Raw genomic sequence first — 20,223 nt, 5'->3', positions numbered from 1 at the left:
GCTCATCCCACGAGACTCGCCGGTCTCACGATGCCCGCGCCGAACCGCGCGCTGGCGCGGTCGACGGCGCGATCGGCCTCCTGCCAACCGAACTCGCGCTCCCCCAGCTTTCCCTGCCGGGAGGTCAGCCGTCGGTCGGTGAGCCCCTGCACCCGCACCCCGACGAGGCGGATGCGGGCCCGCTGCAGCCCGAGGGCGTCGAAGAGCTGGGCGGCCACGGCGTAAACCTCCCGGCTGACGTCGGTGTGCTCGCTCAACGTGCGCGACCGCGTGATCGTCGTGAAATCGGAGAAGCGCACCTTGAGCACCACCGTGCGTCCGGCCACCTCGGCCGAACGCATACGCGCCGCGACGCGGTCGCTCAGCTTGAGCAGGTGCCGCTTGATGAGCACAGGATCGTCGAGATCCTCACCGAACGTCTCGTCCGAACCGATGCTGCGCTCCGGCTCGTGCGGCACGACCCGACGTTCGTCGTGACCCCACGCGAGGCGGTGCAGCGTCATGCCGCTCGCCTGCCCGAGGGAACGCACGAGCGTTCGCTGCGGCAGGTGCGCGATGTCGCCGACGGTGCGCAACCCCAACGTGTGCAGCTTCTCCTGCGTCGAGGCACCCACGCCCCACAGCGCCTCCACCGGCAGCGGGTGGAGGAAGTCGAGCACCTCATCCTGACGCACGAGACGCAGCCCGTCCGGCTTCGCACTCGTCGAGGCCAACTTCGCGACGAACTTCATCGGCGCCACCCCGACCGAACACGTGATGCCCTGCTCGTCGGCGACGGCGTCACGCAACTCGTGCCCGAGCGCCGCCGCAGACTCCGGCCCGTTGCAGACGCCGCCAACGTCGAGGAACGCCTCGTCGAGCGAGATCGGCTCCACGAGCGGCGTGACCTGCGAGAACAGGTGCATGATCGAGCCCGAGATCTGCGTGTAGAGGTCGTAGTCGGGCGCGAGGACGACGGCGTCGGGGCACAGCCTGCGCGCACGCCCCATCGGCATACCCGAACTCACCCCGCTGCGCCTGGCCTCGTAGGTGGCCGAGAGCACCACGCCCCGCCCGGCGCCGCCGACGATGACGGGCTGACCGAGCAGATCGGGGCGCTCGATGAGGGACGCCGACGCGTAGAAGGCGTCCATGTCGATGTGCAGGATCATCTGCCCCACCCTCCTGAACTTCCGGGGCTCGCGTGCCACAGCGACCGCGGAGCCTCACCCTGACCGGGAAGGTGCGCGCGACCTCCCGAGACCGTCTCGCCGGCCGGTTTGATGTCGGCGTACGGCGACTGTTTGAACCCTGAGGAGTGCACGAGCATCCGACGTCCGCGAGCGCCGCCGACACCTTCTGCCTCCGGTGGGGCGACGCTGACGAGGCTGCTCACGCCGTCAGCGCCCGCCTCGCTCCACGCCTGCCACACCGCCGTGAGATCCCACGCGCCGGTGGCCCGGATGGAGACACCGTGTGGGCCGGTACGCCGCACGACACCGCGCACGAGGAGCATCCACGAGTGGAAGACGGTGTCGGCGTACGGGCCCTGGACGTCTTCGAAGAACGTGGCGTCGGCGGGGCCGGTGCCGTCGTCGAGCGTGAGGAAGATGACGCGGCGCCCCGAACGCACCGGCGGGGTCTGCGTGGCCACCTTGATGCCCGCGCACCACACCTCCTGCCCACCCCGCAGGTTCACGAGATCGGACGCAGCGCTGAGGCCCAGGTGACGCAGCATCGGCGCGTAGAACTCCATGACGTGACCGCTGACGTCGAGACCGAGGATGTCGAGCTCGGCACGCACCTTCTCCGCCGGCGTGAACTCGGGCAGGCCCGAACCCTCACCGTCGACGGCTCCATCGACGAGGTCGAGGACGAGTTGAGCACCCACCGGATCCTTCGCCCCGGGGCGGCGCCCCTGCGCCTGCGCACGGGCGGCTTCCACCGGGTCGAACGTGAAGAGCCCCGCCTCCCCTGGCGCTTCGCCGGCACCTGGGCTCGACGCACTCCTCTCGTCTACGTTGCTCGACGACGGCTTGGTCACGAGCACCTTCTGCCCGCGCGGACGCCCCCGCGATGTACCGCGCAGGTGCCAGCGCTCGAGATCTTCCAGTTCGAGCAGGAGGTCGCGTCGGGTGAGAGCGCCTCGCCCTGTGCGAGCACCGAAGCCGTACAGGCTGTCGAAGGCGCCGACGAGAACGAGACGTTCGACGCTCGTTCGCGTCAGGCCGGCCCGGTTCCACACGTCGCTCAAGCTCGAGTAGGGCTGCGCCGCGACGAGAGTTTCGATCTCCCTCTCGCTCATGCCTTTGACGTCGGCGAATCCGATGCGCAGACCGAGTTTTTCGGAAGCCCCTGCGCTCGGGTCCGATTCGTCGGAGCTCGGGCCACCAGGGAGACCGACCGAAGCACCAGCATCGTTGTGACTGCCCTCCTCGGCGCTGCCGCTCACCCGCTCCACCCGGTACTCGCCCCGCGAGGCGTTGATGTCAACACCGAGCACGGGCACACCGAACGTGCGAGCGTCGGCGAGGATGAGCCGCTTGGGGTACATGCCCGGGTCGTGCGTGAGCACACCCGCGACGAACGCCGCGAGGTGATGGGTCTTCAACCACGCCGACTGGTAGGTGGGCAGCGCGAACGCTGCCGCGTGAGCCTTGCAGAAACCGAAGGACGCGAAAGCCGCGAGCACCGCCCAGATGCGTTCCCGCTCGCCGCGCGTGTACCCGCGGGCCTTGGCGGCAGCACGCCACCACTCCCCGATCTTCTCCTGCCCTGTGGGCGAGCCCATCGCCCGACGCACCTCGTCGGCTTGGGCGAGCGTCACCCCCGTCGTCTCGGCGACGATGCGCAACACCTGCTCGTGGAAGACCACGACGCCGACCGTCTCCTCCAGCGCCGGCCGCAGGCTCTCGTGGAGGTACTCCGGCTCACCCCAACCCTGACGCACCCGCAGGAACGGGTTGATCATGTCGCTCTTGACCGGGCCGGGGCGGAACAGCGAGATGTCGATGATGAGGTCTTCGAAGGCCTCGGGAGCGAACTTGCCGATGAGTTCACGCTGCCCGGGCGACTCGATCTGGAAGCACCCCAGCGTGCGCGTCGAGCGGATGAGATCGAACGTCGCCTCGTCGTCGAACGGGACACACGTCTCGTCGTCGAGGTCGACGACGACGCCTTCGACCCGCTCGATCTCGGCCACGGCATGCGCCATCGCCGACTGCATTCGGATGCCGAGCACGTCGAGCTTGAGCAGGCCGAGGGTCTCGACGTCGTCCTTGTCGAACTGGCTCATCGGGAAACCGAGCCAGCTCGCCTCCATCGGCGTGCGATGGGCGAGCTGCGCGTTCGACAACACGACGCCGCACGGGTGCAGCGCGACGTGCCGCGGCAGACCGTCGAGTCGCTCGACGAGGTCGAACAGTCGCTCCAACTCGCTCGAGGCGAGGCCGCGCGCACGCAACTCCGGCAACTCCTCGATGGCCTGGCGCGCATTGCGCGCGGCGATGTGCGGAAAGGCCTTCGCGATGACGTCGACGTCGGCCGGCGGCATACCGAGCGCAGCGCCGGCGTCACGGATGGCGTGACGCACCCGGTAGGTCTCCGCCATCGACACACACGTGACCCGCTCGCCGCCGAAGCGCTCCATGATGCGTTCGTACATCTCGGTGCGCCGCGCCGATTCCACGTCGATGTCGATGTCGGGCAGCGACGCGCGAAGCGGCGTGCAGAAGCGTTCCATGAGCAGGCGGTGCCGGATCGGGTCGACCCCGCTGATGCCCAGCAGGTAGTTGATGAGGCTGCCCGCGCCCGAACCGCGAGCAGCGACGCGCACACCGGCGTCACGGATGAGATCGCACACGATGGCCACCGTGAGGAAGTAGGTCGGGTAGCCGAGGTGGCGCACGACCTCGAGTTCGTCGTCGAGTCGCTCTTCGACGGCGGCGTACTCGGTTGCCGAGAGGTGGCCGTAGCGAGCGGGCAGCGCGGCGCGGCAGCGCTCGGCCAGAGCGCGCTGGGGGTCGACGCCGTCCAGGTCGAGGACCTCCGGTTCCGGAAGATGAACTGCACCGATACCGATGTCGTGGAACGGATGCTGCACGCAGAGCTCGGCCAACCGTGACGTCGCGCCGACGAGTTCGAGGGCCGCACTCTCGTCGCCCGCAGCCTGCGCGAGTTCACGTGCGATCTCGAGCATCTCGCTCTCGGGGAGCAGATGCCCTCGCGTGCTCGTGCGGTCGAGGTGCCGCAGGTCGAGCGCCACCATGCGCCGCGCCGCGTCGAGCAGATCGGCGGTGACGGCCTCGTCGGCGTCCGCGTGCCTCACCCAGCCGGTGAGTACCGCGGGCACACCGCACGCACGCGCCAGCGCCCACAGGTCGAGCGCGTGCCGCCTGCTGGCCGGCGTGCCCGGCGCCCCGTCGTGACAGGCCACCTCGACTGCGAGCGCCCCGTGCGGCAGCGCAGCACGCCACTGCTTGAGCAGCTGCTCCGCCGCGGCAGGACGTTCGGCGAGCAGCGCCTGCCCGACGTCGGAGGCCGGGCCGAGCAGCACGGTGAGCGCCGGGGCGCTGTTACCCCTGCCCACCTCCTCGACAGTGACGAACCGCGCGATCCGTTCACGCGACGTGCGCGCGGCACTGCGCTCCCCGACGAGGTGAGCGTCCGTGACGAGACGGCACAGCTGCCCCCATCCGACGCCCTTGTCGAGCCCGCTCGCGGCGCCGCGGGCGAGAACGGTGACACGAGGCCCCCGGTCGTCGACGGCTGCCCCGCCCTTCGCCGGGGTGCGCCGCGGGCGGGACGAGTTGGCCGGCGTCGGTGGCTCGAGCGCCAGGTCGACGCCGACGACGGGGTCGATGTCGTGATCACGGCAGGCCTCGACGAACTTCACCACGCCGTAGAGACCGTCACGGTCGGTGAGCGCCAGACGCTCGTAGCCCAACTCGTGTGCGCGCTCGACGAGACGCTTCGGCGGTGTGGTGCCGTAGCGCAGCGAGAAGGACGACGCGACGTGCAGGTGGGTGAACTGCACCGACCTCACCCCACCGCGACGGGGGTGAGCCGCAGCGCCGAAGCGTCGGCGGCAGGCAGACCGACATGGACGAGCACGGTGTCGAGGAAGAGCTGGGCCTGCCGGACGAGGTCGTCGGCCTCCCGCACACTCACCCCGGCACCGCCACCCTGGGCGACGGCGCTGCGCTTGCCGCACTCAGTGAAGAAGCTCGCCCACTCCCCGAACTCCGGGCGCTGGCGAGCCAGCGCCTCCCACGCACTGCGCGGGCGTGAACCGAGCGAACGCGGCGCCACCTGAGCCAGAAGGGCGGCAGCCGCCCGCAGTGCAGCCAGTTGGGCCCTCGCGTAGCGCTCGGACGTCGTCGTGGCCGAGCAGGCCTCGATCAGGGCAGCGCGCGAACGGCCCAGAAGGTCGAACAGATCACCGGTGAGTGCTTCCGCGGGCGCACCCGGACCCATTGCCGTCGTCGTCATGACATCTCCCTCTCGCTGCACACTTCGTCGAACCTGCACGTCAGTCACTGAGCCGCTCGAGCGACCACCCGGAGCGCGCGTGCGCCAGGTCGAACACCCCGAGGCTCGGGCTCGCCCCCGCACTCGCTTCGACCCGCCACACCCGACGTTCGGCGTCGTACACGCCCTGCTCCCCCATCGGCAGGCGCCACCACGGCGTTGCCTCACGCCAGCTCTCGAGCACCCCCGCGACCCGATACCGGCGCCCGCGCCAGACGAAGGCCTCGGGCGCGCTCGCCTCTCCCGTGTCCACTGTGGTCACCTCGACGCTCTCGGCGTATCCGCGCATCTCGCCACCTCACTTCACTCGGGTGACGACCGCGTCGTCACCGCCGGATGGTTCGCTGTGACTGTGACGGTGAGCGACGACGCAACGAACGTCGGAACAACGGCACAGCACAAGCCCGTTTTTTCGAACTCATGTTCGATATGGTGACACTAGAACGCCCCGGCGACAACCCCCAGATTCCGCGGAATCGGAGCGACCGCGTAGGCTCGGTGGAAGTCGCTTGCCGGAAGGATCGAGACGTGCCCAACTCCGCGGACGCATCGCAGTTGCTCGAACGCATCCAGCGCACCGTCGACGCCGAAGTCGCCCACCAGCGCGAGGTTCTCGCCCCCCTCGGCGACGAAACCGATCTCATGGTCGACGCCATCGCTTCCCTGCTCTCCGGCGGCAAGCGCGTGCGTGCGTCGTTCCTCTACTGGGGCTACCGCGCCGCCGGCGGCGCCGACAGTGACGCCCTCGTGCGCGCCAGCGCGTCGATGGAGCTCTTCCAGGCCGCCGCGCTGCTGCACGACGACGTCATGGACGCGAGCGACACCCGCCGCGGCATGCCGGCTGCACACCGGGCCATGGCGAGCGCCCACCGCGAGCGCGGCCTCACCGGCGACGCCGACCGCTTCGGTGAGGCCGGCGCCATCCTCGCGGGCGACCTGTGCCTCACCTGGGCCGACGAGATGTACGCGACGAGCGGTCTACCCGCCGACGAGGTTCTTCGCGGACGCCGGGTCTTCGACCTCATGCGCACCCAGCTCATGGGCGGGCAGTTCCTCGACGTCCTCGAGGCCGTGCAGAACTGGGAAGGGCTCGCCACCGACGAGCGCATCACCCGCGCTCTGCGCGTCATCCGGTACAAGAGCGCGAAGTACACGATGGAGCACCCCCTGCTCATCGGTGCCACCTGCGCCGGCGGCGACGACGCCACTCTCGAAGCCCTCTCGCGCTACGGTCTCGCCCTCGGCGAGGCATACCAGCTACGCGACGATCTGCTCGGCGTCTTCGGCGACCCGGCACAGACGGGCAAGCCGGCCGGCGACGACCTGCGCGAAGGCAAGCGCACCGTCATCGTCGCTCACCTGCTCGACGACCTCTGCGCCGACGACCGCGCGTTTTTCGACACCCGATTCGGCCACGACGACCTCGACACCGACGAGATCGAGCGCTTCCGCGCGCTCGCGATGAGCACCGGCGCCGTCGACGCCGTGGAGCAGCGCATCACTCAGGGAGCCGACGAAGCGCGCGCCGCGCTCGAGTCGCTCCGCGAGTCGATGCCGACCGAAGCGTTCACCGCTCTGCACGACTTCATCGAGACGACCACCGCTCGCTCCAGCTGAGCAGCCCCGCGTCAGCGCAGCGTCAGAACGCCTCTTCCATGGCGCGCTTGCGCACCTCGGCCTTGCGGCCCGCACGCAGCATGTCGATGGGGGCGCCGTCGATCGGCAACGTCTCGTCGGGCGTGCACAGCCAGCGAATCGCTTCCTCATCGCTGAACCCCGCGTCGGAGAGCACCGTCACCGTGCCCATGAGAGGCGTGACGACCGCACCGTCCTGAACGAAGGACGCCGGCACCGCAACGACATTGCGCTCCCCCACGCGCGCGGCGATGATCTCGCGATCGGCGATCATCTGACGCACCTGGCGCAGCGACATGCCCAGCTCCTCAGCGAGGTCGGGCACGGTGAGCCAGTCACCGACAAGTGCTTCGAGTTCCGTGTGCGTTGCGTCATCCACGACCCCAAGATTGCCAGACGGGAACGCACTACCGCATGTCGGCACCGCACCGGGGCGAGCTTCACCCCTTCGGGCGCGCCTTCGCAGGACGAGCCACGTCACCACCTAGCGTGTGAGCCATGCCTCTTACCTACGACGTCCCCGTCGCACTGCACGCGGTGCCGCCTGCGCACGTTCAGCCGGGCCGAACTCACGCGCAGTTCGTCAAGGGAGCCGCGAAGAGCAGCCCTGCTGCGAAGAAGAAGCCGACCCGCAAGGTCAAGAACGTCACGATCCGCCCCGGGGACTCGGTTAACGCCATCGCGCGAACCCACTCCTCGAGCGTCGCGGCCATCGTCAAGGCGAACCCGAAGATCGAGTTCCGTCGTCTCGTGCCGGGCACCGTCCTCAAGGTGCCGGTCCCCGCCTCGGCCCCGAAGGCGACGAAGCCCGTCAAGAAGCAGCCCGTCAAGAAGCCGTCGAAGGCCACGAGCGCGAAGCCGGTCAAGAAGCCCGCAGCAAAGCCGGCGAAGGCGCCGGCGAAGAAGCCCACGAAGAAGGCCGTTCGTCACACGAAGAGCGTCACCGTGCGCCCCGGCGACTCGCTCTACACGCTGGCCCAGCGTCATCACGCGAGCCTGGCAAGCGTCATCAAGGCGAATCCGGGGCTCGACGCGCGTCGTCTCCACGTCGGGTCTCAGGTCAAGATCCCCGTTGCCGGTGTCACCTCCGCCGCGAAGCCGGCAAAGAAGCCCACCACGAAGCCTGCTCGCAAGCCCACCTCGAAGGCCCCTGCCGGTGGCTACGCACCCAAGCCGACGCACGTCGTCAAGTACGCCGGCACCTCTGCGGCACGGCGCTACCCGGCCTCCGCTGTCGCCTCGGGTGATCGTCACCGTCAGCAACTCGCCCAGGCGAACCTGCCGAACCAGGCCCAGATCCGTTCGATGATCGTCGCCACCGCCAAGCGCTACGGGGTCGACCCGACGCTCGCCCTCGCCATCGGCTGGCAGGAATCGGGGCACCGCCAGAGCGCCGTCTCCGTCTGCGACGCGCTCGGCACGATGCAGGTCATGCCGGCCACCGGCCGTTGGGCGGGCGACCTCGCGGGCCGCAAGCTCAACCTCATGGACCCACAGGACAACATCACGGCAGGCGTTGTCACTCTGCGCTTCCTCACCCAGCACGCCAACAACCGCGACGAGGTGATCGGCTCCTACTACCAGGGCCTCGGCGCTGTCCGGAAACACGGCTTCTACCCCGACACACGCCAATACGTCAGCAGCGTCAAGGCGCACATGAAGCGCTTCGGCGGCTGACGCAGCCCGGGCGCCAGGCACGCTCCGTGTCCTCACCTGATGACCCGCAGCGTTCAGCGTTCTTCCTGCCCCGCCACCTAGACTCGCCACCGTGACCACCTCGCACGCCGATCCCCTCATCGGCCGCACCGTCGAAGGGCGCTATCGCGTCCTCGAGCATCTTGCGGACGGTGGCATGGGCAGTGTGTACGTCGCTCGAGACCTCCGCCTCGATCGGGAGGTCGCCCTCAAGGTCTTGCGGGCCGACCTTGCGCGTGACCCCGTCTTCGTCGAGCGCTTCCAGCGTGAAGCCCGCGCTGCGGCGCGACTTGCCCACCCCCACGTCGTCGCAGTGCACGACCAGGGGCAGGACGCCGATGTCGTCTATCTCGCCATGGAACTCGTGCGCGGTCGCACGTTGCGCGACGTCATTCGCGACGGCGACAGGAGCGTGGGTGAGCAGCTCACGCTCTTCGAGCAGCTGCTCGACGGGCTCGCCGCCGCCCACCGGGCCGGCTTCGTGCATCGCGACATCAAGCCGGAGAACGTTCTCATCGACGCTGCCGACCGGGTCAAGGTCGCCGACTTCGGCCTGGCCCGCGCGGTCACCGGAAGCGGTGTGAGCGTGGACAGCGAAGTCCTCATCGGCACGGCGTCGTACCTGTCGCCCGAACAGGTCGAGCCGTCGAGCTTCAGCCCCTCCGGCACCCGTTCCGACGTCTACTCCGCGGGACTCGTGCTCTTCGAGATGCTCACGGGTCACCGCGCCTTCGACGGCGACCTTCCCGTCCAGGTGGCCTACCAGCACGTGCACGGCACGATGGTGAAGCCCTCCGAGATCCTGCCGGAGCTCACTGCCGCCTTCGACCCACTCCTCGCCCGGGCCTGTTCCAAGGAGCCTCAGGAGCGTCCCGCCGACGCCGAGGAGTTCAAGACCGAAGTCACCAGGCTTCGCGCCGAACTCCCCGACGACGTTCTCGACGTCCCGGTGCCGCCGGCCCCGCCGTCGTCACTGACGACGAACGCCGACACCCAGCACACCCGCGTCTCCGCGGCCGCCGACGGTACGACCGCGCCGGTCGCCCGAGCCTCCTCTGCAGCCGAGGCTCCCGACTCCCCGCTCGTCACCCGCCAATACGGCCCCCAGTCGACGACGGCCCTCCCGAGCCGCGCCACCGTCGTCGAGAACGAGCGCCCGCGCCGTTGGTGGCCCTGGGTGCTCACCGTCGCCGCACTCGTCGTCGCCGTCGTGGCGGCCATCGCGTTCACCGTCGGCCCCCTCGGCCCGCGCACCGTCCCCAAGGTTCAGGGTCAAGCTCAAGGTCAGGCCGTTTCGACCCTGCGGAACGCAGGCTTCGACGTCAAGGTCCGCACCACCGAGTCCGACACTGTGCCCACGGGGCGGGCTGTGCGCACGACACCCGAAAGCGGAGCGTCGCGCCGTCCGACGAGCGATGTGACGCTCTGGGTCAGCACCGGCCCCCGCATGGTCGACGTCCCAGATACCGCGAACGCCACGCAGGACGACGCGCGCAAGACCTTGGAGAGCAAGGGGTTCAAGGTCGCTCGCGTCGAGAAGCAACACTCCGACATCGAGAAGGACAAGGTCGTCGGCACCAACCCCGCAGGTGGCAGCCGCGTGCGTCACGACACCCCGATCACCCTCAACGTGAGCGACGGACCGGCCGAGGTCGACGTCCCCGATGTCTCCGGATCGTCCGAGGACGATGCGAAGCGTCAGTTGGAGGCGCTCGGCTTCTCCGTGACGACAACGGAGGACTACGACCCGGACATCGAGTCGGGCAAGGTCGTCTCCACCGACCCGAGCAGCGGCACGACCGCGCGGGCAGGAAGCACCGTCACGCTCACCGTGTCCAAGGGACCCGAGATGGTTGACGTCCCGAATGTCGTCGGCATGAGCGCAGCCGATGCCCGCCGCACGCTCGAGGACGCCGGATTCGACGTCGACGGCGGCTCGTGGCTCGACGATCTCCTCGACGGCACCGTCTCCAGCCAGTCGCCCGAGGGCGGCTCCGGCAAGCAGGCGCCCAAGGGCTCCACTGTCACGCTGAACTTCTGAGGCGGCTCCTCGACAAACGCCGAACGGCGCTCGCCCCTCGTCGGGGCGAGCGCCGTTCGGCGTGAAGCGGTCGTTGCTCAGGCGTTGCGTGCACCCAGCATCTCGGCCACCAGGTAGGCGAGCTCAAGGCTCTGCTGGTGGTTGAGGCGCGGGTCGCACGCCGACTCGTAACGGCTCTCGAGGTCTTCGTCACGCACCTCGACGCTGCCGCCGAGGCACTCCGTGACGTCGTTGCCCGTGAGCTCGACGTGCAGGCCGCCCGGCACCGTGCCGGCCGCTTCGTGCACCTCGAAGAAGCCACGGACCTCGTCGACGACGTCGTCGAGACGACGCGTCTTGTAGCCGCTGGAGGATTCGAACGTGTTGCCGTGCATCGGGTCGGTGATCCACAACGGCGTGGCGCCCTCGGCCTTGAGACGCTCGACGATGGGCGGCAGAACCTCGCGGATCGTGCCCGCACCCATGCGCGTGATGAACGTCAGACGGCCCGGCTCACGCTCGGGGTCGATCTTGTCGATGATGCGCAGCAGGTCGTCCGGGTCGGCCTTGGGACCCACCTTCATGCCGACCGGGTTCGAGATACGGCTGATGAAGTCGATGTGGGCGCCGTCGATCTCGCGGGTGCGCTCACCGACCCACAGCATGTGTCCCGACGTGGCGTACGGGCGGCCCGAACGGGAGTCGGTGCGCGTCAGCGGACGCTCGTAGTCGAGCAGCAGCGCCTCGTGGCTGGAGAAGAAGTCGACCGCCTTGAGGGCGTCGAAGTCGGCACCACAGGCCGCCATGAACCGCATCGCCCGGTCGATGTCCTTGGCCGTCTTCTCGTAGCGCGAGTTCGCGGCGTTGGCGATGAAGCCCTTGTTCCACTCGTGCACGTTGCGCAGGTCGGCGAAACCGCCCTGCGTAAAGGCTCGCACGAGGTTCAGCGTGGCCGCGCTCGTGTTGTACGCCTGGAGCAGACGGTCCGGGTTCGGACGACGAGCATCCTCGGTGAAGGCGAAGTCGTTGACCATGTCACCGCGGTAGGCCGGGAGCGTGACGTCGCCACGGGTCTCGGTGTCCTTCGAGCGCGGCTTCGCGAACTGGCCAGCGATGCGGCCCAGCTTCACGACCGGCGTGCTCGCGCCGTACGTGAGGACGGCCGCCATCTGGAGGATCGTCTTGATGCGGTCGCGGATGTTGTCGGCCGTGGCCGAGGCGAACATCTCCGCGCAGTCGCCACCTTGCAGGACGAAGGCCTCGCCGCGGGCTGCGGCGGCCAGACGGGTGCGCAGATCGTCACACTCGCCCGCGAAGACGAGCGGCGGATAGCTGGCCAGGGTCTCCGAAACACGTTCGAGCGAGCCGTCGTTGGGCCACGTGGGCTGCTGCTTCGCCGGAAGCTCCGGCCAGTCGAGGCCCACGGGACGGGTCGTAGTCGAAATGGTCTGGGTTTCGGGGGTGGTACTCACCCTCCGAAGCCTATGACCCCTGTCCAATCCTGCGCATCTCAGCCCTTTTGCTGAGACGGAGTCAGGAGCGCTCGCTCGCTTCCTCACCCGGCGCCTCGGCCACCGGCTGAATCGCCTCCGTGGTCACGTCGCCGGTGGAGTCGGGGGTTTCTGCTGACGCGGCTGCGTCCGCGTTCTTGCCCTTGTCGGCGTCGCTGCTCTTGCGCGGCAGGCGTGAGGCGGCGTCCTCGATGACGGAGGTGGCGCTGCCCTGGATCTCCTTGGCCACGTGAACCGCGCCCTCACCGATGGTGCGAGCCTTCTCGGCAACGGACTTCTTGCGCGACGCGGCGTACTCGTCGACGTACTCCTGGCCCGACAGGAGCATGAGCTCGTACATGATCTCGTCGGTGATCGAACGCAGGACGAAACGGTCGGCGCTCATACCCTCGAAGCGCGAGAAGTCGAGCGGAACACCGAAGCGCACGTGCGGCTGCGCGTAACGACCGAACTTCTCACCGGGAGGGGCCACCGTGTCGGTGTCCATGAGTGCCACTGGGATGACCGGCGCGCCACTTTCCAGCGCCAACCGGGCCACGCCCGTCTTGCCCTTGTAGAGGCGGCCGTCCGGCGAACGCGTGCCCTCGGGGAAGATTCCGAACAGATCGCCCTCAGCGAGGATCCGCTTGCCCGTCGCGAGTGCCCCCGCGGCCGCCGAACCGCTCGTGCGGTCGATCGGCACCTGGCCCGTGCCCGAGAAGAAGCTCTTCTGCATGCGGCCCCTGACGCCGGGCGTGGTGAAGTACTCGGACTTGGCGACGAACGTCACGCGACGGTCGAGCACGAGCGGCAGAAAGAGCCAGTCGGAGTACGACAGGTGGTTGATGGCGAGGATCGCAGGCCCCGAATCCGGGACGTGCTCGAGCCCTTCGACGGTCGGGCGGAACACCGTTCGCAGCGCCGGGCCGACGAGAACTCGCTTGAGGAGCCAGTAGAGCACGGGAGAACTTCCTGTTGGGCGTGAGAATCCGATGTCACTCTAGTCGGTGTGATCTATGACGCGTAGCCTGTCCGGGCCGCGGCGTTGCCCCTCTCGTGCCAGGATGTGGGCATGCACCTCGACGATCTCCGTGGCAGCGCTGCGCCCGCGCGCCGCAACCGCGTTCGATGACGAACCGGCAGCCCGACGAGGCCCGCGACTGGGACGCGGAGTTCGAGGCCATCGCCAAGAGCCTGCGGCCGCAGTCGGATTCCTCTGGCGACGAACCTCATGAGATGCCCCCGGCGAGTCGCCACCGGTTCGACCACGGCTTTGCCGAGCCACCCAAGGACAACTCGCGCGGCGACAGCGCGTCGTCGTCGGCCACGGACGACGACTCCCCCGTTCCGGGTTTCCGTGACCAGTGGCGGCTGCGTGACGACGCGCCCTCGCTGCCGAACCTGAACACGAATCGACCTCTCGAGGACGCTCCCGAACTCGAGGACGACGACGACTTCGTCCCACCCGAGCCGACGCCCCTCGACAGCGACGACCCGGCAACGATCGTCATGTTGTGCTGCCTCGTGCTGGGCCCGTTGTGGCTGCTCTACCTGCTCTTCTTCGACCGCAACGCCGCAACGCTGTGGTGGAGCCTCGCCGCGCTCATCACCGCAGCCGGCTTCGTCATGGCCGTGGCCCGACAGCCGAAGTCACGCGACGAGGACGATGACGACGACGGGGCGCGCGTCTGAGGCTCGTCAGGCGACGACGGCGTCGACGACGAGCGGGCGATGGTCGGTCGCGACCTTCATCTGTTCTTCGACCGCGGACATGTCGACGGCCGTCAGCGTCAGCTGCGGCGAGGCGTAGATGAAGTCGATGCGCTTGTGCGGGTCGGCCGCGTTGAACGTGTTGATGCGCGGGCCCGCGTCGAGCAGGCCGTGATGCTTGAACTCGCGCCCGGCGGGGCCGTTCTCGAGCTCGTTGAAGTCGCCGGCGATCGCCCACGGCAACGTGTGGTCGAGGGTCTCGTCGCCGAGCAGTTCACGCGCGTGTCCACCGCGCAACGCTCCGTAGAGCGACAGGTGCGTGCTGATCGCGACCCACGGCTTCTCACCTGGCAACGCCACCTCCGCCCATGCGTAACCGCGCGGCTCCTGCGGACGCGGCACGGAGTACAGGCCGTGACCGCTGCGACGCACCTCGACGCGCGGCGACGTGATGAGCGCGGTGCTCATGCGATGACGCTTGCCGCCGCCCCAGACCATGCCGAGGCTCTCGGCGAAGGCCGCGACCTTGTGGTTCGAGAACGGGTGACGCGGCATCTCCTGCAGGCACAGCACGTCAGGTCGCGCGTGCTCGATGACTTCGCGCAGCGCGGCCCGGTCGTCCTTGAGGCCCCGCACGTTGTAGCTCATGAGTCGTACCGTCATGCCACGTTTCCTTTCACGGCGCTGCGGGCGAGGTCTGCGGCGCCGACGAGGCCGGCCTCGTTGCCGAGTTGCGCCTGGGCGATGCGGGCCTCCGGGCGGTAACCGCGCCCGGGCAGTTGTTTGCGGAAGGCCTCACGCGCCGGGCCGAGCAGCATGTCACCGGCGGCGGAGACTCCACCGCCGATGACGAAGGCGCTCGGATCGAACGCGCTGGCGAGGTTGGCGAGGCCAGTGCCGAGCCACGTGCCGATCTCGGCGAGAAGCTCCGCGGCGGTGGCGTCACCGGCCGAGGCGGCCTCGGTGATCATCGGACCGGTCAGCTTCGTCAGGTCGCCGCCGAGGGTGTCCGCGATGTCGTGAGCCATGGGCGATTCGGCGGCGAGCAGCGAGCGAGCTTCGCGCACGAGCGCGTTGCCGCTCGCATACTGCTCCCAGCAGCCGCGGTTTCCGCACTCGCAGCGCAGGCCGCCGGGCACGACCTGCATGTGGCCGAACTCCCCCGCGATGCCGTACCGACCGCGCTGGATCTCCCCGTCGAACAGCACGGCACCGCCGATGCCGGTACCGAGGTTGACCATGACGACGTGGCTCTCACCGCGCACGGCACCGAAGCGCCACTCGGCCCAGCACGCCGTGTTGGCGTCGTTGTCGACGAAGACGGGGTGCGTGCACCGCGCGCGCAAGTTCTCGCGCAGCGGCTCGTTGCGCCACGACAGATGCGGGGCGAAGACGACCGTCGAGCGATCCGCTCCGACGAAACCGGCCGCGCCGATGCCGACGGCGGATACATCGCCGAGCGAGTCGCGCTCCGCGACGGCGTCGAGCTCGTCGACGACGCTGACGAGCAAGTCCTCGACGACCGCCGCCTTCGTCGAGCGGTGTGGGGTGTCGCGACGGGCGCGGGCGATGACGTTGCCCTCCTCGTCGACGAGACCGCCGGCCACCTTCGTGCCGCCGATGTCGATACCGATCGCGAGACTCACGCGCGTCCTTCCCTTGCCAGTGCTGCGGCGCCGATGACGCCTGCGTCGTTTCCGAGCGTCGCGACGCAGAAACGAGCCGCGGGGCGGTGCCCGCCGCCGGTCAGCTCCTCGGCGAACGCGACGCGTGCGGGCTCGAGGACGAGGTCGCCCGCCTCGGCGAGGCCTCCCCCGATGACGAAGAGCTGCGGGTCGAGAATCGCCGTGAGCGACGCGGCGCCCTCGCCCAGCCAGCGTCCGATCTCGGCGAGCAGAGCCACGGCCGCTTCGTCACCTTCCTGGGCGGCCTGCGTCACGTGAACGCCCTTGAGGTTCTCCGGCTTGCCGTCGCACAACTCACGCAGACGCTTTCCCTGCGGAGTCCCCTCGTCGACGAGGGCCCGCGCGTCGCGAACGAGCGCGCTGCCGCTGGCGTACATCTCGAAGCAACCTCGGTTGCCACAGCCGCAGAGGTGTCCGTGCGGGACGACGCGCATGTGGCCGATCTCGGCGCCGACGCCGTGGCTGCCGCGGAAGACCTCGCCGCCGAGCACGATGCCTCCGCCGACACCAGTGCCGAGCGTGATCATCACCATGTCGTCGACGTTCTTGCCGCCGCCGTAGCGGAACTCCCCGTACCCGGCGGCGTTGGCGTCGTTCTCGATGACGACGTCGTGACCGGTGGCCTCCTGGAGCTGGGCGCGCAGCGGCTCGTGGCGCCACGCGATGTTCGGTGCGAAAAGGACCGTCGCCCCCTCACGATCGATGTAACCGGCGCACGCAACCCCCACCTTGGGCGTCTCGTCACCATGGGCTCGCGCCTTCTCGGCAAGCTCCCGGATGAGGTCGACCGTGCCGGTGATGATGGCCTCGGCGTCCTGCGCGGGCGTGTCACGGCGTGCCTGCTCGACGAGTCGGCCCTCGGCGTCGACGAGACCGCCGGCGATCTTCGTTCCGCCGATGTCGATACCGATGCTCACGCTCACGTTGTGCCCTTCATCCCGCGGAGCCACTCGGGCGACCGCACGTGCCACCAATCCTGAACGGCTCCACGACGGTGGCCAAATCGCCTCGCCGTCACTCGCGGTGCGTCCTTTCCGTGTTTCGGCGCTCGACCTCACGCGCCAAGTCGTCCAGCGCCACCGAAACGACCGTTGCCTCAGCCTTGCGGCGTAGTGCTGTGATGATCGGAATGCCGGGATCAACGTTCAACGTGTACGTGACGGTGCACCCCTGAGCCGCCGGCACGATGCGGTACGAACCCTCCAGGCTCCGTAGCTGCTGCGCCGCGACGAGTGTCCACGCGACCTCCGCTTCCGGGCCCCGCCTCGTCACGCGGTAGCGCAGCCGGAGGACGTCCTTGAGCAGCCCGGCGTCCATCCTCAGCTCTGCGTCGCTCGGCATGCCCGCCGCATCCAACGCGAACACCTCGGCCCGTGTGATCTGCGATGTCCACCTCGGGTAGGCCTCGATGTCGACGACGGTGGCCAGCACCGTCTCCGGATCTGCCGACATCACCCGAGTCGCGTTCGTGTGCTCACCCATGTCGCGACAGTAGGGCATGCGCGCGGAACCTTTCGAGCAAGCCGCTAGGCTGGGCGCGGCATTCGGACGCCAGTCCACCCCGCCACCCCACGCCTCAGACGAAAGGTCGCCATGCAGGAGAGCTGCGAACCTCTGCTCGTTCCCGTCCGCGAGGAAGCGAGTCTTCCGCAGTTGCTCACGACGAACGCGACGCAGCGAGGCGACAAGGTCGGCTACGCCGTGCGCGAGGGGGCCACGTGGCGTGAGATCACCCACCGCGAGTTCCTCGCCGAGGTGGAGCAGTTGGCCAAGGGCTTCATGGCGTCGGGCGTGCGACCGGGCGACCGCGTCGCCCTCATGAGCCACACCCGCTACGAGTGGACACTCGTCGACCTCGCACTGCTCACTGCCGGCGCCGTCGTCGTGCCGGTGTACGAGACGTCGTCGGCCGACCAGATCTCCTGGATCCTTCGCGACTCCGGCTCGATCGCCGCCATCGTCGAGGACGTCGACATGGCCCGCAGCATCGCCACGGTCCGCGACGAGTGCCCGGCCCTGCGTGACGTCTGGCAGATCGACGGCGGACACCTCGACGAGTTGCGTCAGGGTGCCGGCGATGTCAGTGATGCCGAGATGCGCGCACGACGCGACAGCCTCGACGCCGAGAGCATGGCGACGATCATCTACACCTCCGGCACGACCGGCCGCCCGAAGGGCTGCGTGCTGACGCACGGCAACTTCGTTGCGCTGTCGCAGAACGCCCTGGCCCGGATGGACGCGCTCGTCAACGGCGAGGACAACAACGGCACGATGCTGTTCCTGCCGCTCGCGCACGTCTTCGCGCGCCTCATCCAGTACGTGGCGATCGCCTCCGGAACCCGTTTGGGGCACACGTCGATGACCACCCTCGTCGACGACCTCGGGACCTACCGCCCCTCGTACCTGCTCGCGGTGCCGCGGGTGTTCGAGAAGGTGTTCGCCGCGTCGCGTCAGCGCGCTGTCTCTGACGGCAAGGGTCGCGTGTTCGACACCGCCGCCGACGTCGCGACGAAGTACAGCCAGGCCACGAACGCGGGACGGCGCCCCTCGTTGCTCCTTCGGGCCAAGCACGCGGTCTTCGATCGTCTTGTCTACGCGAAGCTGCGCGCGGCGTTCGGCGGCGAGCTCCGGTACTCGATCTCCGGTGGCGCGCCTTTGGACGCCTCCCTCGCCCACTTCTACAACGGCATCGGCCTTCCCGTCCTTGAGGGCTACGGCCTGACGGAGACGACAGCACCGGCGTCGGTCAACCCGCCGGAGCGACTCAAGATCGGCACCGTCGGCCCGGCATGCCCTGGCGTCTGCCTGCGGATCGCCGAGGACGGCGAGGTGCTCGTCAAGGGCATCAACGTCTTCCGCGAGTACTTGGGCAACCCTGACGCGACCGCAGAGGCGAAGGTCGACGGGTGGTTCCGCACGGGCGATCTCGGCTCGCTCGACGAGGAGGGTTACCTCACGATCACCGGCCGCAAGAAGGACCTCATCGTGACCGCGGGCGGCAAGAACGTCAGCCCGTCGCGCCTCGAGGACGCCCTGCGCTCCGATCCCCTCGTGGCCGAAGCCGTCGTCGTCGGTGACGGCCGCCCGTTCATCACGGCGCTGCTCACCCTCGACGAGGAGGCGCTGCCAGCGTGGGCGAACGAGCACGGCGTCGCCGACCTCGACCCCGAGCAGGCACGCACGCGCCCCGAGGTGCTCGAAGCGCTGCAGTCTGCGGTCGACAAGGCCAACCAACTCGTGTCGCGCGCGGAGTCGATCCGCAAGTTCACGGTTTTGCCGGAACACCTCACGGAGGCTTCAGGGCACCTCACACCGTCGCTCAAGGTGAAGCGTCACGTCGTGCTCAAGGACTTCGCCGAGCAGGTCGACGAGCTCTACGCCTGAGCCCGCCTCGGCGGTTCGCGCCTCAGCTACCGGAGTTCAGCGCCCGATCCAGCCATGCGGCGAACGACTCGGCACTGTCGGGGAGGAGTTGTCGGGCCGATGAGCTGGCATGCTCCTCGTCCGAGCGCGACTGCACGAGGCGCTTGAGCGCGGGCGCACCCGCGACGTCGGCCAGGTAGGTGACGTAGGCCGCGGACCACTCGTACCCCAGGCGGGCGTCACGCTGGAACTGCTGCGCCGGCGGTGGACCGGTGAAGTGTTCCTGCCGCGCGTTGTGGGCTGCCGCAAGATTCGGCCAACGCGCGGGGAGCCTCGGCGCCTGATCAGGGGTTGCGGTCCACTCCGCAGCACCCTCCTTGAGCCAAAGCGCTGTGCGATCGGAACCGAAGTGCCGCAACCGCACGTGCGCCAGTTCGTGGGCAATGACGACCTGTCGCCCGATGTCGGTCAGCGAGCTCGCCGCGCTGGGCGAGACGAGCACGCGCCCGTCGCTCGTCGTCACGGCTGCCGTCGAACCGTCGAGCCCGTCAGCAGCCGCGGCGAAGGCGGCATCGTCGACGACCGCGACCTTCACGCTCCCCTGGGCCTTACCCCAGATCGTGGCCACGTCGCCTGCCGCACGCTTCACACGATCCGCCCACTCCGATGCGCTTCCCTCGGTCACCGACAGGTCGATCGAGCTGAGCGGCGTCTCGAGGCGCATCGTCTGCCTCGACGAACCGCCTCCTGACCCCGACGGCGACTCCGCGTCGCGAGCGTCACCGTCGCCACCAGAGCATGCCGCGGCGAGGACGACGGGCAGCAACCCGAGAACGCGGCGGCGGGACGGCATGCGCCAACCCTAGAGGGCGCGTCTCAGACGGCCACCTGAAGACCGAACGGCGCGCGCTCGAGACGCGCGTCCGCCGCGTCGTGGGCGGACACGAGGCCGGAGGCGCACAGGGTGTCGAGCACCCGGTGGTCCTCGGCCTCCCACTCGGGTTCGCCGAGGGCCGGTTCGGGCAGCCCGAGGAAGGTCGTGACCACGCATGAGTCGCAAGCGCGACCCCGCACCGGGCAGGAGTTGCACGAGATGAGCATGATGCCCCCTTCGGTT

At 69.1% G+C, this 20,223-nt stretch carries 18 protein-coding genes; 5 read left to right on the top strand and 13 right to left on the bottom strand.

The features are described from left to right. Positions 1-2: 2 nt before the first annotated feature. From dinB to AA983_RS06800, 4 genes are read right to left on the bottom strand one after another with little or no spacing between them, the layout of a single operon-like run. Positions 3-1,151, bottom strand: a complete 1,149-nt coding sequence (gene dinB / locus AA983_RS06815) for a DNA polymerase IV (protein WP_052946959.1) — start codon at positions 1,149-1,151, stop codon at positions 3-5. Then, positions 1,148-5,014 carry a DNA polymerase III subunit alpha gene (locus tag AA983_RS06810; RefSeq protein ID WP_047311484.1) on the bottom strand — a complete coding sequence of 1,289 codons (3,867 nt, stop codon included), beginning with the start codon at positions 5,012-5,014 and terminating at the stop codon, positions 1,148-1,150. Before AA983_RS06810 ends, dinB begins: the two co-directional genes overlap by 4 nt. A 5-nt stretch (positions 5,015-5,019) precedes the next feature. Beyond that, positions 5,020-5,469 (bottom strand): SAV_6107 family HEPN domain-containing protein, encoded by a 450-nt coding sequence (locus AA983_RS06805; protein WP_052946958.1) that lies wholly within the window; start codon positions 5,467-5,469, stop codon positions 5,020-5,022. Positions 5,470-5,509: 40 nt separating this feature from the next. Next, positions 5,510-5,797, bottom strand: coding sequence for a DUF6504 family protein (locus tag AA983_RS06800; protein WP_052946957.1), 288 nt, complete (start codon positions 5,795-5,797; stop codon positions 5,510-5,512). A 239-nt stretch (positions 5,798-6,036) separates the two neighbouring features. Here AA983_RS06800 and AA983_RS06795 point away from each other — a divergent pair, with 239 nt between their 5' ends. Further along, positions 6,037-7,125: a polyprenyl synthetase family protein gene (locus AA983_RS06795; RefSeq protein ID WP_047311483.1), complete on the top strand. Its 1,089-nt coding sequence runs from the start codon at positions 6,037-6,039 to the stop codon at positions 7,123-7,125. Between the two features lie 22 nt (positions 7,126-7,147). Here the strand turns inward: AA983_RS06795 and AA983_RS06790 are convergent, their stop codons facing one another. Beyond that, positions 7,148-7,522: an Rv2175c family DNA-binding protein gene (locus AA983_RS06790; protein WP_047311482.1), complete on the bottom strand. Its 375-nt coding sequence runs from the start codon at positions 7,520-7,522 to the stop codon at positions 7,148-7,150. Positions 7,523-7,641: 119 nt separating this feature from the next. Here AA983_RS06790 and AA983_RS14775 point away from each other — a divergent pair, with 119 nt between their 5' ends. Both AA983_RS14775 and pknB read left to right on the top strand, forming a co-directional pair. Next, positions 7,642-8,820: a LysM peptidoglycan-binding domain-containing protein gene (locus tag AA983_RS14775; protein WP_052946956.1), complete on the top strand. Its 1,179-nt coding sequence runs from the start codon at positions 7,642-7,644 to the stop codon at positions 8,818-8,820. Positions 8,821-8,911: 91 nt separating this feature from the next. Continuing rightward, on the top strand, positions 8,912-10,879 hold the full coding sequence (gene pknB / locus AA983_RS06780) for a Stk1 family PASTA domain-containing Ser/Thr kinase (RefSeq protein ID WP_047311481.1): 1,968 nt from the start codon (positions 8,912-8,914) through the stop codon (positions 10,877-10,879). A 77-nt stretch (positions 10,880-10,956) separates the two neighbouring features. On the opposite strand, the gene AA983_RS06775 is transcribed toward pknB, so the two are convergent. Next, positions 10,957-12,330: a class II 3-deoxy-7-phosphoheptulonate synthase gene (locus AA983_RS06775; protein WP_082128774.1), complete on the bottom strand. Its 1,374-nt coding sequence runs from the start codon at positions 12,328-12,330 to the stop codon at positions 10,957-10,959. A 61-nt stretch (positions 12,331-12,391) separates the two neighbouring features. Beyond that, complete coding sequence (locus AA983_RS06770) at positions 12,392-13,309, bottom strand: 1-acyl-sn-glycerol-3-phosphate acyltransferase (RefSeq protein ID WP_082128773.1); 918 nt, start codon at positions 13,307-13,309, stop codon at positions 12,392-12,394. A 167-nt stretch (positions 13,310-13,476) separates the two neighbouring features. On the opposite strand from AA983_RS06770, the gene AA983_RS14770 reads away from it, so the two are divergent. Continuing rightward, positions 13,477-14,040 carry a hypothetical protein gene (locus tag AA983_RS14770; protein WP_052946955.1) on the top strand — a complete coding sequence of 188 codons (564 nt, stop codon included), beginning with the start codon at positions 13,477-13,479 and terminating at the stop codon, positions 14,038-14,040. Between the two features lie 6 nt (positions 14,041-14,046). Here AA983_RS14770 and AA983_RS06760 read toward each other — a convergent pair whose 3' ends face one another. The 4 genes from AA983_RS06760 to AA983_RS06745 all read right to left on the bottom strand — a co-directional run bounded on the left by AA983_RS06760 (position 14,047) and on the right by AA983_RS06745 (position 17,225). After that, positions 14,047-14,721, bottom strand: coding sequence for an endonuclease/exonuclease/phosphatase family protein (locus AA983_RS06760; protein ID WP_052946954.1), 675 nt, complete (start codon positions 14,719-14,721; stop codon positions 14,047-14,049). Further along, positions 14,718-15,704: an ROK family glucokinase gene (locus AA983_RS06755; RefSeq protein WP_047311480.1), complete on the bottom strand. Its 987-nt coding sequence runs from the start codon at positions 15,702-15,704 to the stop codon at positions 14,718-14,720. Before AA983_RS06755 ends, AA983_RS06760 begins: the two co-directional genes overlap by 4 nt. Then, a complete protein-coding gene (locus tag AA983_RS06750) occupies positions 15,701-16,666 on the bottom strand; it encodes an ROK family glucokinase (RefSeq protein WP_047311479.1) in 966 nt (321 codons plus the stop codon). The genes AA983_RS06755 and AA983_RS06750 overlap by 4 nt, the downstream gene beginning before the upstream one ends. Positions 16,667-16,757: 91 nt before the next feature. Then, positions 16,758-17,225, bottom strand: coding sequence for an SRPBCC family protein (locus AA983_RS06745; RefSeq protein ID WP_047311697.1), 468 nt, complete (start codon positions 17,223-17,225; stop codon positions 16,758-16,760). A gap of 111 nt (positions 17,226-17,336) precedes the next feature. Here AA983_RS06745 and AA983_RS06740 point away from each other — a divergent pair, with 111 nt between their 5' ends. After that, positions 17,337-19,127 carry a long-chain fatty acid--CoA ligase gene (locus tag AA983_RS06740; protein WP_047311478.1) on the top strand — a complete coding sequence of 597 codons (1,791 nt, stop codon included), beginning with the start codon at positions 17,337-17,339 and terminating at the stop codon, positions 19,125-19,127. Positions 19,128-19,149: 22 nt separating this feature from the next. On the opposite strand, the gene AA983_RS14765 is transcribed toward AA983_RS06740, so the two are convergent. Next, entirely contained in the window at positions 19,150-19,959 is an 810-nt protein-coding gene (locus AA983_RS14765; RefSeq protein ID WP_052946952.1) for a hypothetical protein, read from the bottom strand. Between the two features lie 23 nt (positions 19,960-19,982). Beyond that, positions 19,983-20,153: a hypothetical protein gene (locus tag AA983_RS15170; protein WP_182434805.1), complete on the bottom strand. Its 171-nt coding sequence runs from the start codon at positions 20,151-20,153 to the stop codon at positions 19,983-19,985. Between the last annotated feature and the right edge of the window lie 70 nt (positions 20,154-20,223).

It is taken from the genome of Dermacoccus sp. PE3, from assembly GCF_001021715.1.
Lineage (GTDB): Bacteria > Actinomycetota > Actinomycetes > Actinomycetales > Dermatophilaceae > Dermacoccus > Dermacoccus abyssi.
Note: the sequence above shows the minus strand (reverse complement) of the source record. Positions and strands in the feature narration are given on the sequence as shown.

Bases quoted from the DNA above. Each gene is read 5' to 3' on its own strand.
- AA983_RS14765 (WP_052946952.1), bottom strand. From the start codon at position 19,959: ATGCCGTCCCGCCGCCGCGTTCTCGGGTTGCTGCCCGTCGTCCTCGCC.
- AA983_RS06760 (WP_052946954.1), bottom strand. From the start codon at position 14,721: ATGACGGTACGACTCATGAGCTACAACGTGCGGGGCCTCAAGGACGAC.
- AA983_RS06740 (WP_047311478.1), top strand. From the start codon at position 17,337: ATGCAGGAGAGCTGCGAACCTCTGCTCGTTCCCGTCCGCGAGGAAGCG.
- AA983_RS14770 (WP_052946955.1), top strand. From the start codon at position 13,477: ATGACGAACCGGCAGCCCGACGAGGCCCGCGACTGGGACGCGGAGTTC.
- AA983_RS14775 (WP_052946956.1), top strand. From the start codon at position 7,642: ATGCCTCTTACCTACGACGTCCCCGTCGCACTGCACGCGGTGCCGCCT.
- AA983_RS06805 (WP_052946958.1), bottom strand. From the start codon at position 5,469: ATGACGACGACGGCAATGGGTCCGGGTGCGCCCGCGGAAGCACTCACC.
- AA983_RS06800 (WP_052946957.1), bottom strand. From the start codon at position 5,797: ATGCGCGGATACGCCGAGAGCGTCGAGGTGACCACAGTGGACACGGGA.
- dinB (WP_052946959.1), bottom strand. From the start codon at position 1,151: ATGATCCTGCACATCGACATGGACGCCTTCTACGCGTCGGCGTCCCTC.
- AA983_RS06745 (WP_047311697.1), bottom strand. From the start codon at position 17,225: ATGGGTGAGCACACGAACGCGACTCGGGTGATGTCGGCAGATCCGGAG.